Below are 26,909 nucleotides of genomic sequence, written 5' to 3' on the forward strand. Positions count from 1 at the left end.
CAACATTTATCGGTTAATTCCACAGGTTAATCCCTAAACCCACGCTGGGCTAGGGCGGGTTTTGTACAACATTTATCGGTTAGTTCCACAGGTTAATCCCTAAACCCGCCCCTACTGTTCTCTAATTAACTCAAGTCCATTTTAATGGACTAAACTCTGATCTAGTCGTCTTTAGACGACTTGAGCTTTTGGTTCCTTAAGTTTAAACCCAAGGCTGTTGAATGCGAGTGTTACTTAAGCCGCTACAGAGCGTTGCTTTAATGCGGTGATAATTTCTGCTGGGTCTAAGCGTTTCGTGTAATCGGGGTCAACAAAAGCATGAATGATTGTCCCATTTTGGGCAATAACATAAGTGGCAGGAATGGGTAATTCAAACGTATTATCCCCATTATGAGCAGGCAAGTCAATGCCAAAGTCTTGGTAAATCGGGCGCAATTCCTCCGGTAGCACAAAAACTAAACCAAAGTCCTTAGCTACCTGATTTCCTGCATCACTCAATACTTCAAACTCTAGTTCATTTTTCTCCACGGTGGATAGAGAATTATCCGGCGTTTGTGGAGAAATTGTCACTAAGGTTGCGCCTAATTTTTTAATCTCCGCTAAAGACTGCTGCAAGGAACGTAATTCTAAATTGCAATAGGGACACCACCCCCCTCGGTAGAAGGAAATAACCACAGGATTACGGCTGAGTAAATCTTGCAATTCAACGGTTTTGCCAACAGCATTCGGTAGGGCAAAATTGGGGGCTTTGTCGCCAACCTTGAGACTCTGATTGGTAAGTCCTGAATTAACCAAATCTTGCATGGCTTTATCCATAACCGCTTTAGTCTCCTCAGACATCTTGGCTTGGATTTGCTGGCGTAGGGTGTTGATTTCTTGGGTCAATGTCATCAAAATTATCCAGTGATTTACTTTTATGGAACAAATGTTCCAAAATTGTTCAAAAAAAAGATCTGCATTAGTCGAGAACCGAGAGGGCTACCTGAGCAATACTCCGCAAAACCTCCCGATCTGGGTTAACTTTAGAGGTAACCCGCAAGCCTTGTAAGGTACAAGTCAGGAAATTGGCTAAAGCGTTTAGATCATGCTTATCGCTGAGTTCTCCTTTTTCTTTTGCCCTGACTAACGCTTGATAAAACGCCCGTTCAATCCGTTTCAGATTGGTGGCGATACGAGTCGCGGTATCGGGATCATGGGGACAGAGTTCAACCGCTGTATTGGTGATCAAACAGCCTCGCCGTTGAACATCTGTAACCGCTCGATCAATCAGGGTATAGAAATGATCAATAATGGCTGACTTAGAGGCATTCGGGGCTTCGAGTCGGGCGATCGCATCCTTAACTACGGTTTGATCATAATGGGCGATCGCGGCTTGAAATAAAGCGCGTTTATCACCAAAGGTGTCGTAGAGACTCCCTCGGTTAATGCCCATGTTTTTGACCAAAACTTGGATGGAAGTTCCTTCGTAACCATAGCACCAAAAGGTTTCCATTGCTTTCTCTAAAGCTTCCTTCCGGTCAAACTCTTTGTGTCGAGCCATCACTCTCGTATTTGCTTCTAGGAAGACTCTAGCGTTTCTGGAACGAATAGTCAAGTATTTTGTTAGGGAACAGGGAATAGGGAATTTAAAGTCCTAATTCATCATTCATTTCATCTATTTTCAGGGAATTCTCAGCCTATCCGTTTAGGATAATCATAACGATGCACCTGGGATGATGCATGATCGAGAACAGAGGTCAACTGAGGAGAGAAAACCGGATGAAACGCCAATTCCATCCCCGAAACCTGAGAAAGCTATACAAGCTAACCCTATTCACGCTGCTGGCGGTTAGTACAACATTACTAATTGCCGCCAATCCCGCCTTGGCGCAGGAATCAGCCACGGGTTCAGGATTCAATCCCCAAGACTGGTTACGCAACGCTTTGCAGTGGATTCAAAACCTCGGTCCAGTTGGTGCGATCGCGTTTATCGTACTTTATATTATTGCCACCGTAGCATTCCTGCCCGGTTCCATCCTCACCCTAGGCGCTGGCGTTGTCTTTGACGTTGTTTTGGGTTCTATCTATGTGTTTATTGGCGCCACCTTGGGAGCAACCGCCGCCTTCCTGGTAGGGCGGTATTTGGCGAGGGGTTGGGTAGCCAATAAAATTGCTGGAAACGAAAAATTTAAAGCGATTGACGATGCAGTGGGTGGGGAAGGATTTAAAATCGTGCTATTAACCCGACTGTCGCCTGTGTTTCCCTTTAATTTATTAAACTACGCTTATGGATTAACCGGGGTTTCGTTGAAAGACTACTTTTTCGGTTCTGTGGGTATGATTCCCGGAACGATTATGTACGTTTATATTGGTTCTTTAGCGGGTAGTCTGGCGATGGTGGGGACAGAAGCACAACCGACTAATCCGGCGGTGCAATGGACAATTCGGATTATTGGATTTATCGCTACCGTTGCTGTTACTGTATATGTTACCAAAGTTGCTAAAAAAGCCTTAGATGAAAAAGTATCGGATGATGTGGTTCTCGATGAAAGCGTTTCTGATTAGTTTTGAATGTTCTAGACGTGGTATTTGAGTCTGTAGGGGCGGGTTTTACAACTATCTTTTTTTGTCACCCAGATGTAACTAAACCCGCCCCGACCAAATTTTGAGTGTGTAGGCGTAGGTTTCACAACTATCTTTCTTGACCTCACCCAGATGTAACTAAACCCGCCCCGATCAAAGTGAGAGACTAAAAAAAAATACCGTTTCCCCAATCCCCAATCACTATTAAGGAGTAACAAATGACATCAACATCTGAGAGAGTAATTGTCCCACCCATGGATGACTATAACCAGCAATTGGTTTCCCATGTTCATCCACCGGATTGGGTTAATCCCAAACCCGCTGATCGGTATGATCTGGTGGTAATTGGTGCAGGAACCGCAGGATTAGTCACCGCCGCCGGTGCTGCTGGGATGGATATTGGTTTAAAAGTTGCCTTAATTGAACGCCATCTCATGGGTGGGGATTGTTTAAATGTTGGATGTGTGCCATCTAAATGTATTATTCGCTCATCCCGTGTTGTCGCTCAAATGAAAGAGGCGGGAGATTTTGGAATTCGTCCTCCGGAACAGATTGATATTGATTTTTCCGCCGTCATGGAACGGATGCGGAAGTTACGCGCTGGAATTAGTCACCATGATTCAGCCCAACGCTTTAAACAAACCTATAATATTGATATTTTCTTAGGAGAAGGGTCGTTTCAAGATTCTAATACCATTGCCGTTGGTGATAAAATTTTGCGGTTTAAAAAAGCGGTAATTACGACGGGGGCTAGGGCTGTACGACCATCAATTGAGGGCATAGAAGAGACAGGATTTTTGACCAATGAAACTGTCTTTTCCTTGACCGAACGCCCCAAACGGCTGGCAGTCATTGGCGGGGGACCGATTGGCTGTGAATTGGCACAAGCCTTCCGTCGTTTAGGCTGTGAGGTAATTCTTTTCCATCGCCATTCTCACCTTTTAAATAAAGAAGATACTGACGCCGCCGAAATTGTGCAGCATAAGTTTGAACAAGAAGGTATTCGCTTAGTCTTAGATTGCAAAATGAAACGAGCAGTCAAGATGGATGAAGGTAAGTTACTGCACTATACCTGTAATGGTCAGGATGAGTCGATCATTGTTGATGAAATTTTAGTGGGTGCAGGGCGTGCGCCGAATATAGAAGGGTTGAATTTAGACGCTGTTGGCGTGGAGTACCACCGCAAAGGGATAAAGGTTAATGATTATCTACAAACAACGAATCGGAATATTTATGCGGCGGGTGATATTTGTATGAAATGGAAATTCACCCATGCAGCGGATGCAGCAGCACGAATTGTAATTAAAAATACGTTGTTTTCTCCCTTCGGCTTAGGGCGGTCTAAACTCAGTGATTTAGTCATGCCTTGGGTAACCTATACTGACCCAGAAATTGCTCATGTCGGCATGTATGAAGATGAAGCTCAGGAAAAGGGAATGAAGGTGAGTACAATTAAGATACCATTTAATACGGTAGATCGTGCGATCGCGGATGGGGAAGAGGACGGATTTGTGAAAATCCATCATCAGAAAGGTTCGGATAAAATTCTGGGCGCGACAATCGTGGCGCGTCATGCGGGGGAGATGATTAGTGAAGTGACAACGGCGATTGTGGGAAACGTGGGGTTGAGTAAGCTGAGTAGTGCGATTCATCCTTATCCAACGCAAGCCGAAGGGATTAAGAAAGCGGCTGATGCGTATCGGCGCACACTGTTGACACCCAATACAAAGCGCTTTTTAGGATTACTGACTAAGTTATCATAGCAAGCTTGTAGTAAGCGCTTTAGCGCTGATGGCACTAAAGTGCCGACTACGAACGGTAAAGATTAACATTTTCTAAAGAATTACACAGATGGGCGTGTAGGGGCTGGTTTTGCACAAACGTTATCATCAAAGCGAAAAGAAAGTTCCATTACCCGCCCCTACAAACCAGGTTTCCTCAAACGCAGCGAAGAGTCAAAATCTTCAATTTTCAACCATAATCACCAACTTACCCACAACATGACCTTGTTCACTCTCCTGATGCGCCTTACCAACAGCAGACAAGGGATAGGTTTGAGCAATGACTGGGCGAACTTTCTGAACTTCAATCAGTTCTTTGAGAGACTTTAAATCCAAACCATTGGATTTGACAACCACAACTTTAGCTTTTTTCCCCGGAAGAACCGCCGTGACAAAAGTCTCCAGAAAGTTAACCGGATAGGGCTGAGTCGTAATATAAACGCCGTTGGGTTGCAAACAGTCTTGACAACCCCAGAAGGATTGATTTCCAACCACATCGAAAATAATATCGTACTTAGCAGTATCCTTAGTAAAATCCTGCTGAGTATAGTCAATCACTCGGTCAGCACCCAATTGTTTTACGAACTCACTATTTTTACCACTACAAACCCCTGTCACCTGAGTTGCAAACGCCTTGGCAATTTGTACCGCTAAGCTACCCACACCACCCGACGCGCCGTTAATCAGCACGTTGTACCCCGTTTTGATTTTTCCCTCATCTCGCAAGGCTTGCAGCGCTGTGAGTCCGGCTAAGGGAACAGCCGCCGCTTCTTTGTGAGAGAGTTTTTCTGGTTTAGGACAAGCGGCTGGTTCTGACACAACCGCATACTCCGTATAAGCACCACCCGTGAGATTATCAAGACAGGCATAGATTTGGTCACCGGGTTGAAAACGAGTCACAGCCGTTCCCACCTCGACAACTTCCCCAGAAATATCAAATCCCAAAATTATGGGAAAGTTATAGCCCGTTAAGAGTTGCAGCATTCCCTGTCTGATTTTCCAGTCAATGGGATTAACGCTGGTAGCATGGACTTTGACCAATATCTCATTAGTTTTGATGGATGGAGTTGGCAAGTCTATAAGGTGTAAGACATCCGTTCCACCATACTGATTAATTGCAACTGATTTCATCAACTATTCTTTCTCCACAAAGATTATTACCAATTCTTCTAAAATGTAACAATACTCTCTAGAACAATATCTCAGTCTTGAGGAAGACTCTGAACGTGAGTTAATTACCCATAGTATAGTTGTCAGATGCTTTCGTGAACAGGATTGATTAGTGATGAGTAATAATACTCAACTCCCCATCCCCTCCCATTTCAACTCCAATCAGGTTGGAGACGTCTGGCGTGTTCCCTATCAAGAGCGGGTCAACCAAGCCGAAGCTTGGGCAAAACAGCATCATCTCCAGCCCGCCCATGAAGATGAAACCCGGATTGGTTTATTGCTAATCGATGTTCAGAATACCTTTTGTATTCCAGACTTTGAATTATTTGTCGGTGGTCAATCGGGTACGGGAGCGGTTGATGATAATGTGCGATTGTGTGAATTTATCTACCGCAATTTAGGAGTCATCACCGAAATTGCAGCAACGATGGATACCCATACCGCGATGCAAATTTTTCATCCTATATTTTGGATTAACGATGCTGGAGAACATCCACCTGCGATGACGAATATCTCCATGGAGGATGTAGAAAAAGGCGTGTGGAAAATCAATCCAGCCGTTGTCCCTCGGATTCGCCAGGGTGATGAGAAATGGTTACAAGATTATGCGCTGCATTATGCAAAGACGCTCAATTGTGATAGCAAATATCCATTAATTATTTGGCCCTACCATGCCATGCTGGGGGGAATTAGTCACGCTTTGGTGTCTGCGGTGGAAGAGGCTTGTTTATTCCATAATGTTGCTCGCCAAAGTCAGACCCATTTTGAAATGAAAGGTAGTAATCCGCTGACTGAAAATTACTCGGTTCTCCAGGCGGAAGTTCTTTTTGATCAGAACGACCAACCTATTGCCCAAAAGAACACACCATTTCTGGAAAAATTGTTAGAGTTTGACCGATTAATTATTGCAGGTCAAGCCAAGAGCCATTGTGTTGCTTGGACAGTGGATAATTTGCTGGGTGAAATTCAAGCCAGAGATGCCAAGTTAGCCGAGAAAGTTTATTTACTGGACGATTGTACGTCTCCAGTTGTGGTTCCTGGAGGTGCGGATTTTACGGAACAAGCTGATGCGGCGTTTCAACGGTTTGCTGATGCGGGAATGCATCGGGTCAAATCCACTGAACTTATTAATTGAATGTTAGACAAAAAATACCAAAAAATTGTAATAAATTAGGGTTGGGATCAGGGCGGGTTTTGTTTTTGATTTTGAGGTGGGGAGGGCGGGTTTTGTTGTTCATTTATCGGTGACTATCTAATTGAGTCCCTAAACCCGCCCCTACAAATTGTCCCTAAACCCGCCCCTACAAATTGTCCCTAAACTCGCCCCTACATCTTTGCCGTGCGATCGCACTAAAAATAGGCTAGGTCTTTATATCGGGTTTCAGATTAATATAAAACGCTGATATTGGGGCATAACATCCAGAGTAGGGGTGGGTTTAGGAACAAAATTAATAAAGAAACCAATAACTGTTCTGCAAAACCCACCCTGCCCCACCATTTAACCCAACCGTTTCCCTAAATTACCAATTTATACCACATCTTTGACGTGCGATCGCGCTAAAAATCGGCTGGTTTTTTCTATCGGGTTTAAGGTTAATTTTAAATGCCAAACAGCTTAGGCATTACGGCAAATCCGACGCCGAGGAACCCTCATAATCATTAGCCAAGCAGTGATACAGTTGATAATTATAACCATCTACCCATACCTTATTCTGAGAAAAATCTTCAGGATAACAGTTAGGTAAATCGGCTACTGTCGCTTTAAAATTGACCAGCCATATATCTAGAGGGCGTGGTTGTTGAGCTAGTGTTTGTTCAAGAGTGGTTGAGGCGGGGCAGGTTGACGCTTGACAACGATATTTGTCTTGATGAGCCAGGAGAAATTGGGGATTTGTGATAGCAGATGAGTCATGATTCTTTAACTCCCAAGCAATTCCCATCATTTCCCCCGTTTGCACTAAGGTATTATGGGTAGTCGCGATGAGAACGGGTGAAGAGGATGCTTGTTCAATAATTGGCACTAAAAGGTCGGGACGATAATATTTTTGATAGCCTAAGTTATTGACTACTGTAATCCCACTCAATAGTCCCATTACTCCCACCATCACGACGACAAGTTGACTCCGGTTTCGCCAAAGGGAAAAGTTGTGTAATTTGTGAGACGTTTTCCCGATAACAGCTAAGGCGGCGGCGATTAATAGGATGACAGCCGGAAAATAAACAAAGTGATAGCGTGCGCCTCGGGTCAAGTCTTTGCCTAGAATATACGTTATAGCAAAAAATAGCGCGATCGCACTTAAGACAAACCCCGCTAAAACCCCAGTATCCCAGCGCGTTTGTGCCTGTCGCACCAAGGTTTTACCCCCCCGATAAACAAAGGGAATAACCCAGACAAAGAACCCAATCATCACCGCCCCAGACACCAGCACAACCCCTAATGATGAGGATTCCACAGGTAACAGCGACACCATCGTAATCCAAGCCGCCAACGTCTGAAAAATCGGATTAATCCAACTCAACAGACTTTCCCGGTTCAGCATCATCCAATCCGCCATCTGGGATTCATACCCTCCCTGTAACACGGGTATCCACACCAAACCACCAATTCCTGTTCCCATCGCCGCCGCCAAAATCCGCCACCAATTCAACGATTTTGGGGCTGAATTCTTTTCTGGGTACAACTCCACGGGCGTTTCCCTACCGTTTATCCCTGGTTTCCACCCAACACGATAATGCCACAACCCCAATCCCATCAGGGCAATTCCTTCAGCAAAAAGGGTCAAACTAAAAAAATAGTGGGTGGCGATACCCAAACTATTCACTAGAACCCAAACTAATACCACCTTAATCGGTAAAGCTGTGCGGCGTTTGAGATGCTGTACCGCCACAACAAAGCAACTCAGGGAAGCGATAACCCACAGAATACCTAACGTATAATGACGTGCTTCCTGTGCCAAATAAATCCCAAACGGCGACACCGCCATCATCGCAGCAGCAAATTGTGCCACAACCTGCGAACGAAACGCCAGCCAGCCGAATCCATACATGGCTGGGATAGAGAGAACCCCAAAAAAAGCGGGGAGCGATCGCGCCGCCCAAAGTGAGATATACTCTCCTGAAGTGGGAAATAACTGCATCCACTTATGCGCCAGCATAAAATAAAGTGGCGGATGGTGATCCTCGGTTAACAGCTTCTGCCAGACTAAACCCACGCCAGCTTCTGGGTTTGGTTGTAGAGGATGCAACAATGTTTCTAGGGAAATAGCTTGGTCAAGGGGTACAGTCTGAAAACTATTACCCAAGCTAAACACCAGCGTCGCAAACTCATCCGTCCAAGGGGACTTCAGGGTAATATTGGTGAAGCGCAACGCCGCACCAATGACAATCCATACCAGTAGCAGGAGTAGATTAAAGTTTTTCCGGGATTGCAAAATATTCAACGGGAACAGAGGAGTAATGTTTGTAGTTGCGCTGTCTTCGCCATCAAAGCTAGCATCACCTACAACAAACCTTTAAGTCAACGCCACGCTCATTAGGATAGGTTTACAGCTCTTTGCGCTGTAATAAAGTACAGTAGATCAAAGCGTTATCGGTGAGCCAGGGCGGGTTTTGTTGTTGCGTGATCGGTAAATAAGCTAACTTTAGTTCCTAAACCCGCCCCTACAGAGTTCCTAAACCACCTCTACATGTTTCTAAATCAATGCAACAAGATTCCCTGCCAAGCCTTTTGTAACCGTTCCCTTGCTGCACATTCGATCAAATCTCCATGAGCCAAAATTATAGCAGTAGACACATCGATTAGGACTTTCGGCACCATTGTAGAGACGCGCCATGGCGCGTCTCTACATAAATGATGTGTCCTAACCGCTATGGCGGTTGCTATACCTGCTCAAAATTCCAAATTTGATTAGGGATATATTCGTTGAAATATTGCATCATGTAATGAATGACCCAGGCTGATGAATGAGCTAAACGCAGACCTGAATCCTTACCCTTATTTGATAAATTAGAATTACGCCCGGAAACCGTAGGGGCGCATAGCGTGCGCCCACTTCAATGGTAAAATCTGTTCCTCCATTTTAGCTGTTTCATTCCCCTACCAAATAACAAATGTGCCATGACACGTCTCTAAATCTAGATTAATGCTCTAGGCGACATTTTTGCTCATCTTGACAATCTAAACCCTGTTGACGTTGGGCAACTAAGGTGGCTAGACTGGGACGTCCTGTCAGTTTGAGGCGTAAGTTTGCCCAGATAGTATAAATTTGATTGGCTAAACTATTGAGGATGGGTAGGCGCGTTGGGGCATATATCCAACCCATTCCTAGAATCTCGTAGACAGTGCGAAATACTTCAATATCTTTGATAATTTTACCATCTGGTAATATTGCATGAATGCGTCCCATTGCCGTTTCATAATCAATCCCGCTATTGTCTTCAGGATTATAGGATTCATCGGCAATATCGACAAATTCCACTAATCTTCGACCCGCATCCCGTTCTTGGAGAAAGTTAACTTCTCGTAGACACAAGGGACACTCACCATCATAGAGTAGCTTGATTTGCCAGGATGGGGCTTGTGGATTGGATCGGGTTAGGGTTTCAGCGCTAGACATCAATATTTTTCTTCGTTTGTCAACGGTTTTATAGCTATATTAATAAATCTTAATAAATAGGGTTTGCCCTGTCAACTTATCTCTATGATTGAATCCAGAGTCATCTGGTGATCATCACCTGAAGCGGATAACCTGCGATCGCGCTGTTCTGCTCGGCTTGATACATTATTCGTCAAATTTGTCAAGATAGTCATAACATGGATTTTGTGCCAGAGAGGTTGGCATAGTACCAGTTGTCAACTGTGTGACGTTTGCCTAACGAGGGCATAGAAATATAAGGAGTCAATCAATGACAACGAGTCTAGATGCTAGCCGTTTGACAATGAACGATGTTTATCGGATTTGGAAATTTGAAGAACAGTTAAATGATTCAATTCTTTCCTATCTCTCCCTGGAACCTCTAACCCAACTTGAACATGATGAAGTCTTAAAGATTCGGCAGGTTTTCCGTAGTTACTACGATGCGGGAAAAGTGACTGAAGGACAAGTCAGATTATTCCCCATCGCTCAATTACTCTGGTTTGCTGGCTTCTATCACACAGATATAAACATCACGCTAGAAGAAAACATTGCTGAGATTGATATTGAAGATGAAGACACGATTATCAAAGGGAGAATGGATATTCTGGCAGTCAATCGGGTACACCAAAGAAGCAGTGACACAAGGTTTGTCATTTTGTTGATTGAAACCAAAAATAGTACAGTTAACGCTTTAGAAGGGTTACCACAACTGCTGACTTACGCCTATCAACGCCTAGAGTCTCAAGCGGGAATTTGGGGACTGACGACGAATGGACTTGATTATCAGTTTATCTATATCCAGCCAGGAAACCCACCTACCTATCAACTTTTTCCAGAACTTAGCCTAATTCGCCCAGAACAGTCAATCCAGTTGTTACAAGTTATCAAAACTATCTGTAGGTTACACTATTCACCCTGAAGTATTGACCGTATTGGGATCAACTGATGTCCTAACCTATCCCCATAGTGCTATAAAAAGGGGTGAATCCATTACCCCTCTTTACGACGGCTCAAGTCGATATTGCTCAGCTTCCTGTTTTGGCGCTAAAACTAAAGGCGTACCCGATAAGCTGCGCTGGTTTGCCTATGGCTTTTATCCGTTTCCAATGATCAATTCCCATTGTCAGATTTAGCCTACTGTCTCATCGTCAGTCGCATTGAATCGTCAACGAATTTATACAATCCTTGACTAAGTTCATCAGCTTTCTGCTCAAGATTGGAGAAGATTTCATTCATGGTGTAAGCATAGGGTTGTACTAGATACTTTGAGTTTGCTGGAATACGGTCGAGGACTTCATCTATGAGTAATTTGGTCATATCCGCTACCAGATCCCAATCTACATCTACGCTAGGAAAAACCATAACACATAAAGGCACGAGTTCTTGTTCCACGGCTGCCATACTTTCCTCTAGCACACATAACCATAAATAGCTTTGGAACATATTTAGATCTCTGGTTGTCGAGGCTGTTACACCTGAGTCAATTAGTCCACCTCGACGGCTTTGATGATGAGGGAATAATTCGATGCATTGATTGTAAACTTTGTTGGCAATTTCGTGACTGAGCGGTAGCATCTGTTCGACAATGGCTAAGATAGGTGAACTTGGCTCATGCTGGGCAGCCGCTGAACACACCCGTCTCCAGGGAATACAAGCTTGCTCTTCGATAAACTTCAGATAGGGGCTGACTAACACTTGCTCGGCAAGGGTGAGTTTGTTGAGGATTAATGCGGCACTGAAGTGAAACTGGGTATTGATAAAGCCAATTGTGCGCGGGTCTTTTGAGACTAGATGTTGCTGTTGAAGTTCCAATAATGAGGGTTCAAGTTCTGTGTAGAGCTGTTCAATGGCAGGTAATTCTAAGGCTTGTTTCGCCCAATTTGCAAAGACTTTGCTTGATAAATCAATTACTTTTTTGGAGTTATTTTGAGTCAGTGTCAATCGCATTGCAGCTAGGGATGAGGTAGATGGCGATTGCTGCAAGTAAACATCCATTGCCTTGGAATAAGCCTTTGCTCCAAACTGAGCCAATCGCCGAGCTTCAGCTAAATTCACAACATTAGGGACATAAGAGAAAAGAGCATTGGTTTTCATCCCAGCGCGTTCACAGTGGATCTGGACTAAGCGCCGTATTTCGGCAACGGTTTGAATTCGCCCTTCTCTAGAAGATGCTGCGATTAAATCAGTGGGAGTCAACCCCCCTTCTATTGAGGATAGAGTTGACAAGTCTGGCATGTAACGCTGCGCCCATAGCTTGACGAGGCGTTCGACTGAACTTTTTTTGACCAGTTGGGTAGTTTTCAGCATAATTCAGGAGTCGGGTTATCAGAGCAATGGTTGTGGGTAAGCTGTCCTAATTTCAACTTCGCCGCATTTCAGATTGTTTTTTTATATCCACATCATAACTTCAGCGCAAAAAAGTTATGTAAAGCCTATTTAAATATTTCTGTGTGTTTTTTTTAATTCCGGTTAAATCTGTGACGGATGAAAAAACTGCCTGACTTAACGTGACGATTAGCGCGGATGGTATTGCCATGATGGGTAGTGGCTAGGGTATATATTATACCAAATCCGATGAAGTGACACTTCCTTTATCTCTTAGGTAGTAGACTTGTAGAGACGTTCCGGCGGAACGTCTCTGCTAACTCATGCTGACGACTGCACAAACTTGGGTGATAAGGGGAAAGATTCCCCAAATGAAAACGTAAGCGGAGACGAGAGCAATTGTTGCTTTATCGGTAACTCAATTACAAACTCTGTCCCTTGACCCGGTTGGGAAATACAGGTTAATTGACCCCCATGTTTATCCACCACAATTGATTGAGAAATCGATAACCCTAAACCTGTCCCTGTGCCAATGGATTTGGTAGTAAAGAACGGATCAAAGATTTGTTTTTGAATCGCTTCGGGGATACCTGGACCATTATCCTTGATCCGAATAATTACCCGTTCAATCGGTTGCGAGTTCTGGGGTTCCTTGTCTGGTGACTCCTCCAATGGGACAACGGGTAATTGAGAACTCACTGCCGTAGATATCGTAATCCTGCGGGGTTCCGGGTGGGTGTCTAAGGCATCAATGGCATTCCCCAGGATATTCAAAAACACCTGATTAAGCTGACTGGCGTAGCATTCTACCAATGGCAAGTTGCCATAATGTTTGTCAACCTGAATTTCTGGACGATTCAGTGTTGATTTGAGTCGATGCTGTAAAACGAGTAAGGTGCTTTCCATCCCGTCATGGATATCCACCGGCTTAATTTCCGCCTCATCTAAACGGGAGAAATTCCGCAGGGATAAGACAATTTGACGGATGCGATTGGCACCCTCTTCCATGGAGTTCAAGAGTTTGGGAAAATCTGCCCTCACAAAGTCTAAATCAACAGCCTCAATCTCGGCTTGAATTTCGGCAACGGGTTCGGGATAATGCTTAGCATAGAGTTGCAACAACTGCAACAATTCCATCCCATATTGACGAGTATAGGTAATATTCCCGGCAATGAAACCAATCGGGTTATTGATTTCGTGGGCAATACCCGCCACCATCTGACCCAAGCTAACCATTTTTTCCTGTTGAATCAGTTGGGTTTGCGTCTTTTTGAGTTGATCTAAGGTGTGCTGGAGATCCTGGTTTTTGACTCTCAACTCCTGTTCCGATTTCTGCAAGGCTTCCTCGGCTTGTTTGCGATCGCTAATATCCCGGATAATTGTGGAAAACACCTCCACCTCTCCGGTTGCGCCGGGATGCGCCATCACCACCTGAGATACAGGAATTTCCCAACCCTGTTGGTGCACGAGTGAGGTTTCACCCTGCCATACTTTGTCTTGGATCACGGTGGGTAAGGCTTCGGCGAACAACCGTTGGTTCACTGACTCAGGATGGAAATCCCACATCCGCAGATGGCTGATCTGCTGATCTGGCTCAAGTCCCACTAATTGCCGCCCCGCCTTATTAATATAGAGGAGCGTCCCATCCGGTTCACACATACTGACAAAATCGGTGGTACTTTCCAAAATCGCCGTCAATCGCGCCGTTTTTTGTTCCGCTTGCTTGCGCTGAGTAATGTTGGTACTGGTACTCACCACCCGATAGATCTGTCCGTGTTGATCGCGCAGGGGGGTTAATGTGGTAATCCACCACCGTTCTTGTCCCTGTACACTAAAACATTCTTCATAGGATAGGGATGTTCCCGTCTGGACACAGGTTGTGTAATGTTCAGTTATCGTGATTGCCCGATCCGGCGGTAAGATCGCACCGAGGGATTGATTCCGTAACTGTTCGGCGGGGATACCGATTAACTGTTCGTAAGCGGGATTCACATCCACATAACGGAATTCCCAGGATGGATCAGGTTCACTCTGGTGTTGATGAACATCGACGACACTAATCGAGTTTTCCACACCATTGAGGATGCTGCTTAAAAATTGTTCTCTCTCCTGTAAGGCTTCCTCGGCTTGTTTGCGATCGCTAATGTCGGTGATCATTCTGAGTACGCCGACAAACCCCCCTTGATCATTAAATAGTGGCGTCGCCGAAATAATCGCCCATAGATTTGATCCATCTTGGCGGCGAAACTTGAAATCGTAGCGTTCCTGGATTCCTTGACGGCGACGATCTAAGTAGGTTTGGATCAGCGCTTGGGATTCGCTGTCAATAAAATCAAACAGCGATCGCCCCTGCATTTGTGTGATCGTATACCCTAGCATTTGCGTCATGCGACTATTGGCGAAGGTGATTTGGTTATTCTCATCAAACACCCAAACCCCTTCGGATGCGGTTTCCACGATACAGCGATAATGACGTTCCGATTCTCGCAGGGCGGCTTCGGCTTGCTTGCGTTCTGTGATATCTTCAAAAATCCCTAGTAGATACTGGGGTGTACCCGTTTCATCCAGCAAGGGGACTTTTTTGGCATTAACGATGCGTTCACCGCGATGGGGCGTGTTCAAGGGGGCTTCAGGAATATCGACTAATGTACCCCCCATGAGAATTTGTCGATCCTTCGCCCGTAAGAGTCGGGCTTGTTGGTAGGGTAAAAAATCATAGTCACTCTTACCCAGAACTTGGGCTTTTGAGTAACCCAAGAGTTCTTCGCTGGTTTTGTTCCAGTACATCACCTGTAATTCTTTGGCATCTTTAATAAAGACACCCACCGGGAGATTCTCGATCACGGAGTTGAGGAAGGCTTGCGTCTCTCGCAGTTGAAGTTCTGTTTGTTTGCGATCGCTAATATCTAGGATCACGCCATCCAGCCATTGGACGACACCATTCTCATCCCGCGTCCCTTGACCTTTATCATAGACCCAAGCGATTTTGCCATCTGCGCGGACAATCCGGTACTCCAGCACGTAGGAGTGCTGGTTGTCAATACTTTGTCCCACGCTTTCTTTCACACGACGGCGATCGTGAGGGTGGATAATACTGTCAAAGGAACGGATGCGATCGCTAATAAACTCTGACGCCTCATAGCCAGAAATATCCTGAATCGCTGAACTCAGAAACGTCATCGTTCCAACCGAGTCCCAGGTACAACGATAGACAGCGCCCGGAATATTGGCAACTAACGCCTGAAATTGGGCTTCGCTGTGTTGTTGCGATTCCGGTGTCTGTTGGTCTTTGGTGGAGTTGGGGGTAGATTCAAGGGAATTGGGTAAAATAGCCATGATTTTCTCCACACTCAGAGGCGTGGCTCAACTATTGCGAGGGTTTTGCGGGAGTGAACGGTTGAATGCTTAAAATTTTATTAAATTTTTTCGCCTTTGACATAAATAATGTTAATAGATGTTACCGTTTGCCATTATGCACATTCATGTAACTAATTGTAAAGTCCTTAGCTCAAATCGCCTGTCATCTACCACACATGCCCAGTTTCCTCAGTGGTAGGTGTTGTCAGTGCAAGCAATGGTCAATGGATAGATTCTGACTTGAGGAGAGGTTGACCATTGGTAACCAACCAACTCACTCATGATAAGGCAAGTTCTTAAATCGAGCTACATCTACTGATTTTTCTCTGATGAAAGCGATCGCACTATATACCGTAGGGTGGGCATTGCCCACCTGCTTTAAGTCCGTGGCACTCGTGTTAAATCGGTAGGCACAATCAAAGTTAACGGCGGGGATCTTCATGCGTCATCCTCCCTACCCATTCCTAATTTCAATGCGTGACGGCTTAAAGTTTTCTCAATCTCAACGGTCAACTTTAATCGTGTCCGACTCCTTAAGAGTAATGATCAAACCCGGCTGATCAAGTCGCTCTTGTTACGTTAATTCTCGCCACCTACTTGATCTGACTTTCCAATCACTAATATCCAAAATTTCATCGAAAATTTGTTAAAATTGATACCAAATACCAGAGAATATAAACAAAAGGTAAGTTCCTTAGCTTATTGGAGTATATATTTCAGTTAATTAGACTACAAAATAAGCTCATTTTTACAGAAAAATTTCCCCTATCTAGAGATAGACAACTTGCCACGCTCCAACTGTTTTATGGGTGAATCAGCCAACAACTTAACGAAACCAATAGCGCTATACTTCCTACAAATCATCTGTAATTAGACAGTTCAGGAGTGGCAAGCTGCCAATGTAATGGGATCGCTATTTTGTCACTGTTTAGTAACCTACAAGTAAGCTTTGCATAAAACTGATGCAAGTTTTAAATCGCTGAATATGACGCTTCATCGCCAAAATCAATCAGTCGAGATCAAAATAGGTCAAATCCTCCTCTCAGACATTAAAATTGGGCATTTTTTAGCAAAAACAGCACTTTAGAGCCAGGATTGGGACTCACCTGGCTTACAGTAAGCCAAGTTTTACTTTGATATAGTTTGACAGCGTTCGCTTGTCTTTATCTGCTTCCTGTTTAAGCTGCTGCTTTTGCTCAACAGTAACTTTGATCGTAATTGTGGTTCGTTTCATTTACGTCTAGTCACCTCAGATTCTCTATAGTAATACTTTAGTATAAAAAAGTATTAAAAAGTGTTACCTACTAAAGGAAATCTTAAGAAATCGACAATTGCTCAGGTTGAACAAATATCCTGAAGGGAACAAGCAAAAATTTGATCATAAAGATTCTTGATAAGCATAAAGAAAATGCCATCAATCCATCAGTGATTTGAGGCAAGACTCTATAGCTAGTCATCGGTGGCAGTTGTCTATTGTCGGATCGACCGTTACTCAATCCCTATCAAATTAATAAGCAATCTCAAGGTTCCTCTGGAGTCCAGAATTTTACCGTTTAAAGATTAAAGCTTACAGTAGTTTCCTAGCATTATGGCTTACAAACTCTCACAAAGTTGTACTGGGTGTGATATCTGTCGTACTCAATGTCCAACGGGTGCAATCAAAGTCAAGGATAACCAGACGTGGATTGATCCGAATCTGTGTAACAACTGTGAAGGGTATTATCCCGAACCTCAATGTGTGATTCACTGTCCCATCAGTTCTCCCGTTCCTGCTCAAGGGAAAAAGGGACGATACAAGCTGAATGAAAGACCTCCTACCAGTCCAGACTTATTTGCCGATGACAAAACCAATCCCTTTGCTTCCTCCATCGTCATCTGGGAAGCGTGTAACCTATTGGCACAGCGCCTTTCTCTCCCTTGGCACACTGATGCGTCTGGAAAATTCTGTTATCAGCGACAGGTGCGTCAAGGTCAAGGTGAAGTGGACTTCTGGCTAACTGATACATTTGATACAGACTCAACGGATACGTTATCGGCTGACGAAGCCCAGGCGACGCTTGAGGCGATGGATATCAAAGCCACCTGTCTCCATTTAATATATGCCGCATACGCGACAGGGTTAGAGAAACCGTGGCAGGAAGAGTTTACTCTCAACGATGTGCAAATTGAGAACTATTTGGGATTAGAGAAACGCACAGATTTGAGTAAAGCGGCTAAATTGAGTCTAATCAAACAGCTTGCCCAGCAGCCCTGCCAAATTAGCATCGGCGCTCATTGGTCAAAGCAAGGTAAAGTCCCAGAATTTAGCCTTCCCCAAAGCCGTTTGTGGCATCTGCAGCCAATTGAACATCATTTTCAAGAAGACGAACAAGGATATAAACATTTGGTTGGTTTAACCTTTCGGATTAGGGCAGGCATTTGGGCAAAATACTTCTTAAATAGGCAAGGCTGTCAAAACCGAACTGCCTTTTATCAGTATGGTAATTTGCCTCAAACTTTACTCAGCGCCGTGATGAGTAACTGGCAACATCATGAAGGGGCGACACGGATGATGCTGTGGCTGCTGTTTAAAACCAGAATCGGCAAACGACAACGGATTACCGTACCCACATTAATGCGGGTGGCGTATGGAGAGGACAAACTCCTGCGGGCGTCTTCCCAGCGAGATGAACGAAAACGTCTGGTGCGGACATTTGAAAGTGATTTAGAAGTTCTCAGTCATTATGGACTCAAACCTGTGTTTGATCCGGTGACGTACTTACCGGAGATTCAACCCATGTGGGCGAAATTAGGAGAACTTCCCGACGATGCGGATGCGGCGTTAGAATTTTGGATTCAAGATGGAAATAGTAATAGGCGGTTAACGGATGCAGCGCCCCGTGGTAAATGGAACCTGTTAATGAAAGCCCGGATTTTATGGTTTGAACTGAAGGCAGAATGGGAACATGCGCTGACTACCGTTGAGCCGAACAAGGTACGATTGACCAAACGCAAAACTAAATCCCAGTCATCTATACTTTCGGGCGCAGATGTTATCGCGGCGAGACAACGCAACAAACTCAGTCAACGCGACTTGGCGCAATTGACGGGTAAAAGCCAAAGCTGGATTCGAGATATCGAGAAAGAACGGTTTCGGATAAAATTAGAAGACCAACGGATGTTGCAGGAAGTGTTGGGTTTGGCGGAGTTGAGTTCTGGATAAGAGTTCAGGGTTGATGGTTTAAGCTGTCATGCATTTAAATTGGGCATTAGTAGCGAGCAAGATGCAAAGCCTGCAGCATGGCTTCGCTTAACGCACTACAAAGATTGCGCCATTATTGATATTAAGGTTTAAATGCCGAACAGCTTATCGTCTATAAAAACTATGATACTAGGACAACGCAGACGGAAAGTTATTGGTCTAATTGCTCGTTCTGGCGGTGCGGCGATTGCTGTAACCCTTGCTGGGGCGTTTGTGAACTGGGTAGGTGTAGCGGGAACTGGGGCGGTTGCTGTGGCAATTAGCCGTGCGGATACGGGTGTATTGGCTGGGGTATTGGCTGGTATTTCAGCCGTCGTTGGTTGTGAGGGATTGGTTCGGTTATTTCAAGGAGGGATTGGACGAGGATTGGTTCTGGGGATTGGTTCTTTCGTCGGTTTAGGGTTTGCCGCGATCATCTTTTTTGAGGTAGTTAAAGGGATTGAAGCGTCTGGACAAACATCGAGGTAATCGGGTAGAACATTACAGCAGTTTGCTCTGCTATGCGGTACATTGTCGATCCCCCTAAATCCCATAAGCAAAAAAAGCGAAGCATCCTCTGGCTTCCCCCATGGAACAAAAAGCGAAGCAACATCTGGTTTCCCCCTTTTTAAGGGGGACGGAAGGGGGATCTAAGCTGTCATGCATTTAAATTGGGTATTAGTAGCGAGCAAGATGCTCGCACTACAAGGATTACGCCATTATTGATATTAAGGTTTAAATGCCGAACAGCTTATTCGGGGGACTTTGATCTACTGTACTTTATGACAGCGCAAAGCGTTGTATCTCTCTGATCAGCAAAATCGTAGGGTGCGTTAGCAGAGCGTAACGCACCATTACTATAACTGACCAGCTAGCGAAATCAAAGGTCAAGTCAGGGCGGGTTTAGTCACATCTGGGTGCAACCGAAAAGATAGTCGTGAAACCCGCCCCTACACACGCGCCAGGTTCTTCTACTCAGAACGCCTATCAATCAACACTTCACCCCCATCGCGGTTTAACTTCAATTGAATCACCCCCTGGAAATCAGAATTAATTACCCAATAACTAACCGTTCCCAGTACCATAGGAGTCAGCAGAACCTGCAAAGCAATAATAATTTTAGCCGCACTCAAGTTCCTTTGTTTGGTCATTTGGATTAACCTTTGAACTCAACTGCTTCCTACTATCGCCGTTGCAGTTAAGAGATGATGCTGAAACATAGGCTAACATGGCTAACATAGGCTAACATTCGTCTCATGCAACTGCTACCCCACGACTTTCTAACCCAAATCGCTCGCGACTATGACCTTTCCCCCGAACAGGAAGAAGCCTTTGTGGCACGTTTCAGTCGTCAAGGGAATGTAGACGCGATCGCGGAATCTCTTCATATCTCTCCCGGTGCTTTTCGCATTCGCATGAGTCATGTCTATAAGAAGTTCAGCATTGGTGGTAAAGGTCCAAATAAGGCGCGGAGACTGCATGATTGGCTGATCAAGAATTATCAAGCCTCTAATCCCACTTCAAGTCCTCAGACTCCTACTCATGAGGTAGAGATTGATATCCTGGTGCAAGAAATACGCCAGAAAATCAAACCCAGCATCCAAAAGCAGTGCGGCAAAATGAAGGTGCTGGATATGATTCAACCTATTGGTTTAAAGGATATTTATACTAAAGTCAATATTCTGGAAAAAGTTATTGGGCGTAGGCGGTTAGCGATTAATGAATTGATACAAGGTTGTAATCTAGACGCCGAAAGCTTTGACCGTCTGGGATTCGGCAAGGTAAAAGAGGAACGAATACCGGGGCTAGAAGCCGTCCAAAAATATGACAAGTTGATGGTATTAGGTAAACCGGGTGCGGGAAAAACAACGTTTCTCAAATATTTAGCGATTCAATGTGCTAAATCTAAGGTTTTAACGGATAAGGTTCCTATTTTTATTACGCTGAAGCAATTTGCCGAAACTCAAAGCCAACCAAGTCTGACAACCTACATTAATCAAATCTTCGATAACTGCAATGTTACCGAAGTTCAAGTCGCTGCATTTCTTAAACACGGAAGCGGGTTAATTCTGCTAGATGGCTTAGATGAGGTTAGGGAAGAAGATGCTGATCGGGTTTTAACTCAGATTCAAGCCTTTACCGAAAAGTATGATGCTAATACCTTTGTCATCACCTGTCGGATTGCTGCACGAGAGTATACCTTTGAAAAATTTACAGATGTTGAGGTTGATGATTTTGACGATAAGCAGATTCGCACATTTGCTACTAAATGGTTTCAAGCTAAACAATCAGATTTAGCCGATTATTTGATTGAACAGTTAGAAAATAACAAACCGATCAAAGAACTGGCAAGCAATCCGCTATTGTTGACGCTACTGTGTATAGAATTTGAAGATTCTGGAGAATTTCCAGCTAACCGGGCTGAATTGTACAGTCGAGCCATTCATACACTTTTGCGAAAATGGGATGCGAAGCGGCGGATTGTACGCGAGCAGGTTTATAAGAAATTGTCAGTCCAGCGTAAAGAGGATTTATTGAGTGAAGTTGCTTTTGTTACGTTTGAGCGGGGAGAGTATTTGTTTAAGCAAAGAGAGATTGAACAGTATATTGCTGATTACATTCGGAATTTACCCGATGCTAAAACTGATCCGGAGGCTTTGTTATTAGATAGTGAGGCAGTTCTGAAATCCATTGAAGCCCATCATGGGTTGTTAGTAGAACGGGCGAGGGGTATTTATTCATTTTCTCATCTGACGTTTCAGGAGTATTTTACTGCTAGAGAAATTGTGGCTAAATCGGACATTGGTTTGTTAGTCAGTAAGATTACGGAAAATCGTTGGCGTGAGGTGTTTTTGCTGACGGCTGGAATGATGCGGCATGCAGATGAACTTGTGCAGCAGATGAAACAAATAATTGATGGTTTGGTAGCTGGTGATGAAAAATTACAGCGTTTCCTCACCTGGGTTAATCAAAAATCACTGTCTGTTGAAGTTCCCTCTAAGCCCTCTGCTGTTAGAGCTTTCTATTTCGCCCTGTCCCCAGTCCGCTCCCGCGACCTCACCCTCGCCCTCGACCTCGACCGCTTCCTCGACCTCGCCCGCTCCCTCTCCCTCGACTTCCACCTCTACGTCTCCCTTGACCTCTCCCGCGACCTCTCCCGCGACTTCGACCGCTTCCTCGACCTCTACGTCTCCCTCGACCTTTCCCTCTACGTCTCCCTTGACTCTGAGTTTCAAAAGTCGCTTCAACCACTTAAAGATCAACTTCCTAGCCCAGAAAACAACAATAAAGAGCAATTTAATCAATGGTGGCAAATTAACTGTAAAGTTTGGATTGAGCAGTTAAGAACGGTGATGATTCAGCATCGCAACATCGGTTATAACTGGCAATTCAGCGATTCACAAAAGCAACTATTAGAGCAGTATTACGACGCCAATAAACTTTTAGTTGATTGCCTCAACAGCGACTGTTACATCAGCCAGGAACTCCGACAGGAAATAGAAGACACTTTATTATTACCCATTGCTGAAATTGAGAAGTGCAAATCCCACATCAACTGAACTCAACCCCCTCACCCATTCCCTCATCAAAACTCAATCCTATTCGCAGAACTCTCTAATTTCATTTGAATGGCACTGACTTAAAGTACACCCCGACACCCGCCCGGAGTTCAAACTCCGGGCTAAAAGCTCAAGTCCACTAAAGTGGACTAAAACTTTTAATCCGAATGGTACTAACTTAACTCTAATAGATAGTGTCTATCCTATGATATAGCAAAAGTTCCGGCGATTCTAAAAGGCTTAAGTTAGTGCCATTATTCTTAGTCCAGTCAGCTTTAGCTGACTTTCGCTTTTAGCCTTGGGTTTAAACCCAAGGCGGTTGATGAGACTTACCCCCAAACCCCTCTGCGAACCTCTGCGCTTTCCCTCTGCGCCCTCTATGTTTCCCTCACCCCCAACCAACCGATCGCACATCCACCTGATCCCCAGTTGTCAATCCCTATTCATAACCACTATGATTTAGCCTCAAAGAGATAAAACCCCAAGACTCGGTTAAATCAGATACAGCACCGAGAGAAAATCTATGGTAAGCGTTCACTGCCAACAATAAAGAGCATAAGAAGACAGTACCCTATTACCTATACACCAGGCAGTACAGAACAACCCCACTTGAAAAATTCTAACCTGAACTGCCACAATGCCAGCAAACGCTTAGAGAGGAGACAACTAGAATGCTAGAAGCCTATCGCCAACATGCAGCCGAACGCGCCGAACTCGGCATTCCCCCCCTACCCCTAAACGCCAAGCAAACCACAGAACTGTGTGAACTGCTGAAAAATCCGCCACCGGGGGAAAAAGAAACCCTAATGCACCTAATTCGCGATCGCGTTCCTCCCGGTGTTGACGAAGCCGCCTACATCAAAGCAGGCTTCCTCACCGCCATTGCCAAAGGCGAAATCACCAGCCCCCTAATCAGTCACCAAGGTGCCGTAGACCTATTAGGCACAATGGTAGGCGGTTATAACGTCCAATCCTTAGTCGATTTACTCAAATCCCCAGACAACCCCTTAGGGTATGAAGCCGCCGTTGAACTGAGTAAAATCACCTTGGTGTATGACGCCTTCAACGATGTCCTCGCCCTCTCAGAGGTCAATCCCTACGCCAAACAGGTGGTTGATGCTTGGGCAAATGGGGCATGGTTTATCCGCCGTCCCAAACTCCCCAAAGCCATCAACGTCACCGTCTTCAAAGTTCCCGGAGAAACCAACACCGATGATCTTTCTCCCGCCACCCACGCCACCACCCGCCCGGATATCCCCCTCCACGCCTTAGCCATGCTGGAATCCCTGATGCCGGATGCCTTAGAAACCATTGCCAAGCTCAAAGAAAAAGGCTATCCTGTGGCTTACGTTGGCGATGTTGTCGGTACAGGTTCCTCCCGTAAATCCGCGATTAACTCCGTACTTTGGCATATTGGCGAAGATATTCCCTGCGTTCCCAACAAACGCGCAGGCGGCTATATTTTAGGGAGTGCGATCGCGCCGATCTTCTTTAACACCGCCGAAGACTCCGGTGCATTACCCATCGAGTGTGATGTCACCAAGATGGAAACGGGAATGGTGATTACTATCCATCCTTATAAAGGCGAAATCACCAACGAAGCCGGAGACGTCATTTCCACGTTTAAACTCAAACCCGAAACCATCCTGGATGAAGTTCGCGCAGGTGGGCGTATTCCTCTATTAATCGGGCGGAGTCTCACCGATAAAACCCGTGAAGCCCTCGGATTAGCCCCCAGCACCCTCTTCACTCGTCCCACCATGCCTGAGGATAGCGATAAAGGCTTTACCTTGGCACAGAAAATGGTGGGCAAAGCCTGCGGTTTACCCGGCGTGCGTCCCGGAACCTCCTGTGAACCCTTAATGACCACCGTTGGGTCTCAAGATACCACGGGTCCCATGACACGAGACGAACTCAAAGAACTCGCCTGTCTGGGATTCAGCGCCGATTTAGTCATGCAGAGTTTCTGCCATACCGCCGCTTATCCCAAACCCGTGGATATTACCACCCACAAAGAACTCCCCAACTTCTTTTCTACACGCGGCGGTGTCGCTTTGCGTCCAGGGGATGGGATTATTCACTCCTGGTTAAACCGGATGTTATTACCGGATACTGTCGGTACTGGTGGCGACTCCCACACCCGCTTCCCCTTAGGGATTTCCTTCCCTGCTGGTTCCGGGTTAGTCGCCTTTGCTGCAGCCTTAGGCGTAATGCCCTTAGATATGCCCGAATCCGTCTTAGTCCGATTTACGGGTGAATTGCAACCGGGAGTCACCCTGCGGGATATTGTTAATGCAATTCCTTATGTGGCGATTCAACAAGGCAAATTAACCGTTGCCAAAGAGAACAAGAAAAACGTCTTCTCTGGACGGATTATGGAGATGGAAGGCTTACCGGATTTAAAAGTCGAACAAGCCTTTGAACTCACCGATGCGACGGCAGAACGGTCTTGTGCTGGTTCAACCATTAAGTTGGGCAAAGAAACGATTTCCGAGTATCTGCGTTCCAACATTGTGCTATTGACAAACATGGTAGCGCGAGGCTATCAAGATGCCCGCACTCTGATGCGTCGTGTCGCTAAAATGGAGCAATGGTTGGCAAATCCGGAGTTAATGTCTGCGGATACCGATGCTGAGTATGCCGATATTATCGAAGTCAATTTGAACGAAATCACAGAACCCATTGTCGCGGCACCCAATGACCCAGATAATGTTAAATTAATGTCCGAATGTGCCGGAGACAAAATTGATGAGGTGTTCATTGGCTCTTGCATGACCAATATTGGACATTACCGGGCGGCTGCCAAGGTTTTAGAAGGTGCAGGAAAGGTAAAAGTCCGCCTCTGGATTTGTCCGCCTACCCGGATGGATGAAAAACAACTGCGGGAAGAAGGAGTTTATGATACCTTTGCGGCGGCAGATGCCCGGACAGAAATGCCAGGATGTTCGCTATGTATGGGGAACCAGGCGCGAGTTGAAGATAAGGCGACGGTGTTTTCGACATCAACCCGGAATTTCAACAATCGCATGGGCAAGGATGCGCGAGTTTATCTCGGTTCTGCGGAATTAGCCGCCGTTTGTGCGCTGTTGGGACGGATTCCCACGGTTGAGGAATATACGGCGATTGTGACGGAGAAATTGAATCCTTTTGCTGGTGATTTGTATCGCTATTTGAACTTTGATCAAATTGCTGGGTTTGAGGATGAAGGACGGGTGATTCCGTTGGAAGAAATGCCCAAGATTGAGGATATTTTGGGGATGCCGACAGCGGCGAGGTAAGTTAAAACCTAACCCCCTAACCCCCTTCCCTGCGTAGCTTGCTTCCCCGGAGGGGTGGGAAGGGGGAACAAGAGTTCCGGCATTCCAGCTCCCCTCATTCCCCTTTTAGATGCCCTTGAATGTTCCAAAAGTGACAAAAGAGGGTTATACTGATAAAGTCTGTGACAGGTGAGCTTTATGCCTTTATCGTCTTTCCATAAAGCGGTAAATCAAGCAACAAATAAGCAAGTATAGCAATCCTAAATAGGATGCAACAAGCGAAAAGCTCGAAAGCCAGGTATAGCAAGGGTTTCATTTTTGAAAATTGCCATAACCTAAATAGGATTGCTATAGCTGACTACAGGGCAGTAGATACACTCGTAACCAGTCATCCAAGAATGGAAGAAGGGATGGATGAAGTAGAATACGTTCGCAAGCACAACATTAAATATCTTTACCACATGACAGCTATCAGTAATCTTCGCTCCATATTGCAACATGGATTGCTGTCACACAAGGAAGCTCACCGCCTTGAATTAGTCATGATGGATATTTCTGATCCAGAAGTTCAAAGACGCAGAGATGATAAAAAAGATACTATTTATAGTAGGCTTTTACATGATTATGTGCCTCTCTACTTTTCACCAAGAAATCCCATGCTGTACCGAAGAAGAGAGATACAGGAAAATATCGTGATTCTCGGAATTAAGCCTGAGGTAATTTTTAAAGCTAATACTGTTTTTTCAGATGGCAATGCCGCATCGAAAGGTACAATTTTTTATAATGATGTAGCCATGCTTGATAGTCTTTGTTGGAACATTATTAATGCCTTAAATTGGTCGGATTTTCCAGAGGGAAAACGTATCAAGTGTGCTGAAGTGCTGGTATATCCTAAAATAGATGTCAAAAATATTGTTAGTATATTCTGTTACTCAGGCAATCAACTTTCGACTATCCATGAAACTATAAGATATTTCCGGGCAATACCGCTTTCTCTTACTATTTCAGTACAGGTAAAACCAGAACTATTTTTCTGAGGA

General features: G+C 45.0%; 21 protein-coding genes. 9 read left to right on the forward strand and 12 right to left on the reverse strand.

What is annotated here, in order from left to right:
- Positions 1-234: 234 nt before the first annotated feature.
- Positions 235-891: a peroxiredoxin-like family protein gene (locus MC7420_RS06120; RefSeq protein ID WP_006099486.1), complete on the reverse strand. Its 657-nt coding sequence runs from the start codon at positions 889-891 to the stop codon at positions 235-237.
- A gap of 67 nt (positions 892-958) precedes the next feature.
- Entirely contained in the window at positions 959-1,540 is a 582-nt protein-coding gene (locus MC7420_RS06125) for a TetR/AcrR family transcriptional regulator (protein ID WP_006099558.1), read from the reverse strand.
- A 218-nt stretch (positions 1,541-1,758) separates the two neighbouring features.
- Here MC7420_RS06125 and MC7420_RS06130 point away from each other — a divergent pair, with 218 nt between their 5' ends.
- Together MC7420_RS06130 and MC7420_RS06135 are read left to right on the forward strand one after the other, a co-directional pair.
- The gene (locus MC7420_RS06130; protein ID WP_044205436.1) at positions 1,759-2,544 is read left to right on the forward strand and encodes a TVP38/TMEM64 family protein; all 786 of its coding nucleotides are present in this window, start codon (positions 1,759-1,761) and stop codon (positions 2,542-2,544) included.
- Positions 2,545-2,780: 236 nt separating this feature from the next.
- On the forward strand, positions 2,781-4,325 hold the full coding sequence (locus MC7420_RS06135) for a mercuric reductase (protein WP_006099431.1): 1,545 nt from the start codon (positions 2,781-2,783) through the stop codon (positions 4,323-4,325).
- 201 nt (positions 4,326-4,526) lie between these two features.
- On the opposite strand, the gene MC7420_RS06140 is transcribed toward MC7420_RS06135, so the two are convergent.
- Complete coding sequence (locus MC7420_RS06140; RefSeq protein WP_006099231.1) at positions 4,527-5,474, reverse strand: NAD(P)-dependent alcohol dehydrogenase; 948 nt, start codon at positions 5,472-5,474, stop codon at positions 4,527-4,529.
- 154 nt (positions 5,475-5,628) lie between these two features.
- Between MC7420_RS06140 and MC7420_RS06145 the strand changes: the two genes are divergently transcribed.
- Entirely contained in the window at positions 5,629-6,648 is a 1,020-nt protein-coding gene (locus MC7420_RS06145; RefSeq protein WP_044205439.1) for an isochorismatase, read from the forward strand.
- A gap of 487 nt (positions 6,649-7,135) precedes the next feature.
- Here MC7420_RS06145 and MC7420_RS06150 read toward each other — a convergent pair whose 3' ends face one another.
- From MC7420_RS06150 to MC7420_RS43245, 4 genes are all read right to left on the reverse strand, one after another.
- The gene (locus tag MC7420_RS06150; RefSeq protein WP_006099490.1) at positions 7,136-8,944 is read right to left on the reverse strand and encodes a glycosyltransferase family 39 protein; all 1,809 of its coding nucleotides are present in this window, start codon (positions 8,942-8,944) and stop codon (positions 7,136-7,138) included.
- A gap of 261 nt (positions 8,945-9,205) precedes the next feature.
- Positions 9,206-9,346: a hypothetical protein gene (locus MC7420_RS39240; protein WP_157453061.1), complete on the reverse strand. Its 141-nt coding sequence runs from the start codon at positions 9,344-9,346 to the stop codon at positions 9,206-9,208.
- A gap of 306 nt (positions 9,347-9,652) precedes the next feature.
- On the reverse strand, positions 9,653-10,129 hold the full coding sequence (locus MC7420_RS06155; RefSeq protein WP_006099364.1) for a thiol-disulfide oxidoreductase DCC family protein: 477 nt from the start codon (positions 10,127-10,129) through the stop codon (positions 9,653-9,655).
- 71 nt (positions 10,130-10,200) lie between these two features.
- Positions 10,201-10,323: a hypothetical protein gene (locus MC7420_RS43245; protein ID WP_006099244.1), complete on the reverse strand. Its 123-nt coding sequence runs from the start codon at positions 10,321-10,323 to the stop codon at positions 10,201-10,203.
- Between the two features lie 95 nt (positions 10,324-10,418).
- Between MC7420_RS43245 and MC7420_RS06160 the strand changes: the two genes are divergently transcribed.
- Positions 10,419-11,069, forward strand: coding sequence for a hypothetical protein (locus tag MC7420_RS06160; RefSeq protein WP_044205445.1), 651 nt, complete (start codon positions 10,419-10,421; stop codon positions 11,067-11,069).
- A gap of 215 nt (positions 11,070-11,284) precedes the next feature.
- Here the strand turns inward: MC7420_RS06160 and MC7420_RS06165 are convergent, their stop codons facing one another.
- From MC7420_RS06165 to MC7420_RS43250, 4 genes are all read right to left on the reverse strand, one after another.
- Positions 11,285-12,457 carry a hypothetical protein gene (locus MC7420_RS06165; RefSeq protein ID WP_006099570.1) on the reverse strand — a complete coding sequence of 391 codons (1,173 nt, stop codon included), beginning with the start codon at positions 12,455-12,457 and terminating at the stop codon, positions 11,285-11,287.
- Positions 12,458-12,796: 339 nt separating this feature from the next.
- On the reverse strand, positions 12,797-15,811 hold the full coding sequence (locus MC7420_RS34935; protein WP_006099495.1) for a PAS domain S-box protein: 3,015 nt from the start codon (positions 15,809-15,811) through the stop codon (positions 12,797-12,799).
- A gap of 295 nt (positions 15,812-16,106) precedes the next feature.
- Positions 16,107-16,274 carry a hypothetical protein gene (locus tag MC7420_RS39245; protein ID WP_006099449.1) on the reverse strand — a complete coding sequence of 56 codons (168 nt, stop codon included), beginning with the start codon at positions 16,272-16,274 and terminating at the stop codon, positions 16,107-16,109.
- A 669-nt stretch (positions 16,275-16,943) separates the two neighbouring features.
- Positions 16,944-17,066: a hypothetical protein gene (locus MC7420_RS43250; RefSeq protein WP_006099465.1), complete on the reverse strand. Its 123-nt coding sequence runs from the start codon at positions 17,064-17,066 to the stop codon at positions 16,944-16,946.
- A 354-nt stretch (positions 17,067-17,420) separates the two neighbouring features.
- On the opposite strand from MC7420_RS43250, the gene MC7420_RS06175 reads away from it, so the two are divergent.
- Both MC7420_RS06175 and MC7420_RS06180 read left to right on the forward strand, forming a co-directional pair.
- Positions 17,421-19,034, forward strand: coding sequence for a helix-turn-helix domain-containing protein (locus MC7420_RS06175; RefSeq protein WP_006099152.1), 1,614 nt, complete (start codon positions 17,421-17,423; stop codon positions 19,032-19,034).
- A 162-nt stretch (positions 19,035-19,196) separates the two neighbouring features.
- Complete coding sequence (locus MC7420_RS06180; RefSeq protein WP_006099230.1) at positions 19,197-19,541, forward strand: hypothetical protein; 345 nt, start codon at positions 19,197-19,199, stop codon at positions 19,539-19,541.
- A gap of 482 nt (positions 19,542-20,023) precedes the next feature.
- Here the strand turns inward: MC7420_RS06180 and MC7420_RS06185 are convergent, their stop codons facing one another.
- Positions 20,024-20,203, reverse strand: coding sequence for a hypothetical protein (locus tag MC7420_RS06185; protein WP_006099532.1), 180 nt, complete (start codon positions 20,201-20,203; stop codon positions 20,024-20,026).
- Between the two features lie 105 nt (positions 20,204-20,308).
- Between MC7420_RS06185 and MC7420_RS06190 the strand changes: the two genes are divergently transcribed.
- From MC7420_RS06190 to MC7420_RS06200, 3 genes are all read left to right on the forward strand, one after another.
- Entirely contained in the window at positions 20,309-22,612 is a 2,304-nt protein-coding gene (locus MC7420_RS06190; RefSeq protein WP_006099210.1) for an NACHT domain-containing protein, read from the forward strand.
- A gap of 671 nt (positions 22,613-23,283) precedes the next feature.
- Positions 23,284-25,890, forward strand: coding sequence for a bifunctional aconitate hydratase 2/2-methylisocitrate dehydratase (gene acnB, locus MC7420_RS06195; protein ID WP_006099565.1), 2,607 nt, complete (start codon positions 23,284-23,286; stop codon positions 25,888-25,890).
- Positions 25,891-26,138: 248 nt separating this feature from the next.
- Positions 26,139-26,906 (forward strand): DUF4433 domain-containing protein, encoded by a 768-nt coding sequence (locus MC7420_RS06200; RefSeq protein WP_006099267.1) that lies wholly within the window; start codon positions 26,139-26,141, stop codon positions 26,904-26,906.
- Positions 26,907-26,909 lie beyond the last annotated feature (3 nt).

The organism is Coleofasciculus chthonoplastes PCC 7420 (genome assembly GCF_000155555.1).
Lineage (GTDB): Bacteria > Cyanobacteriota > Cyanobacteriia > Cyanobacteriales > Coleofasciculaceae > Coleofasciculus > Coleofasciculus chthonoplastes_A.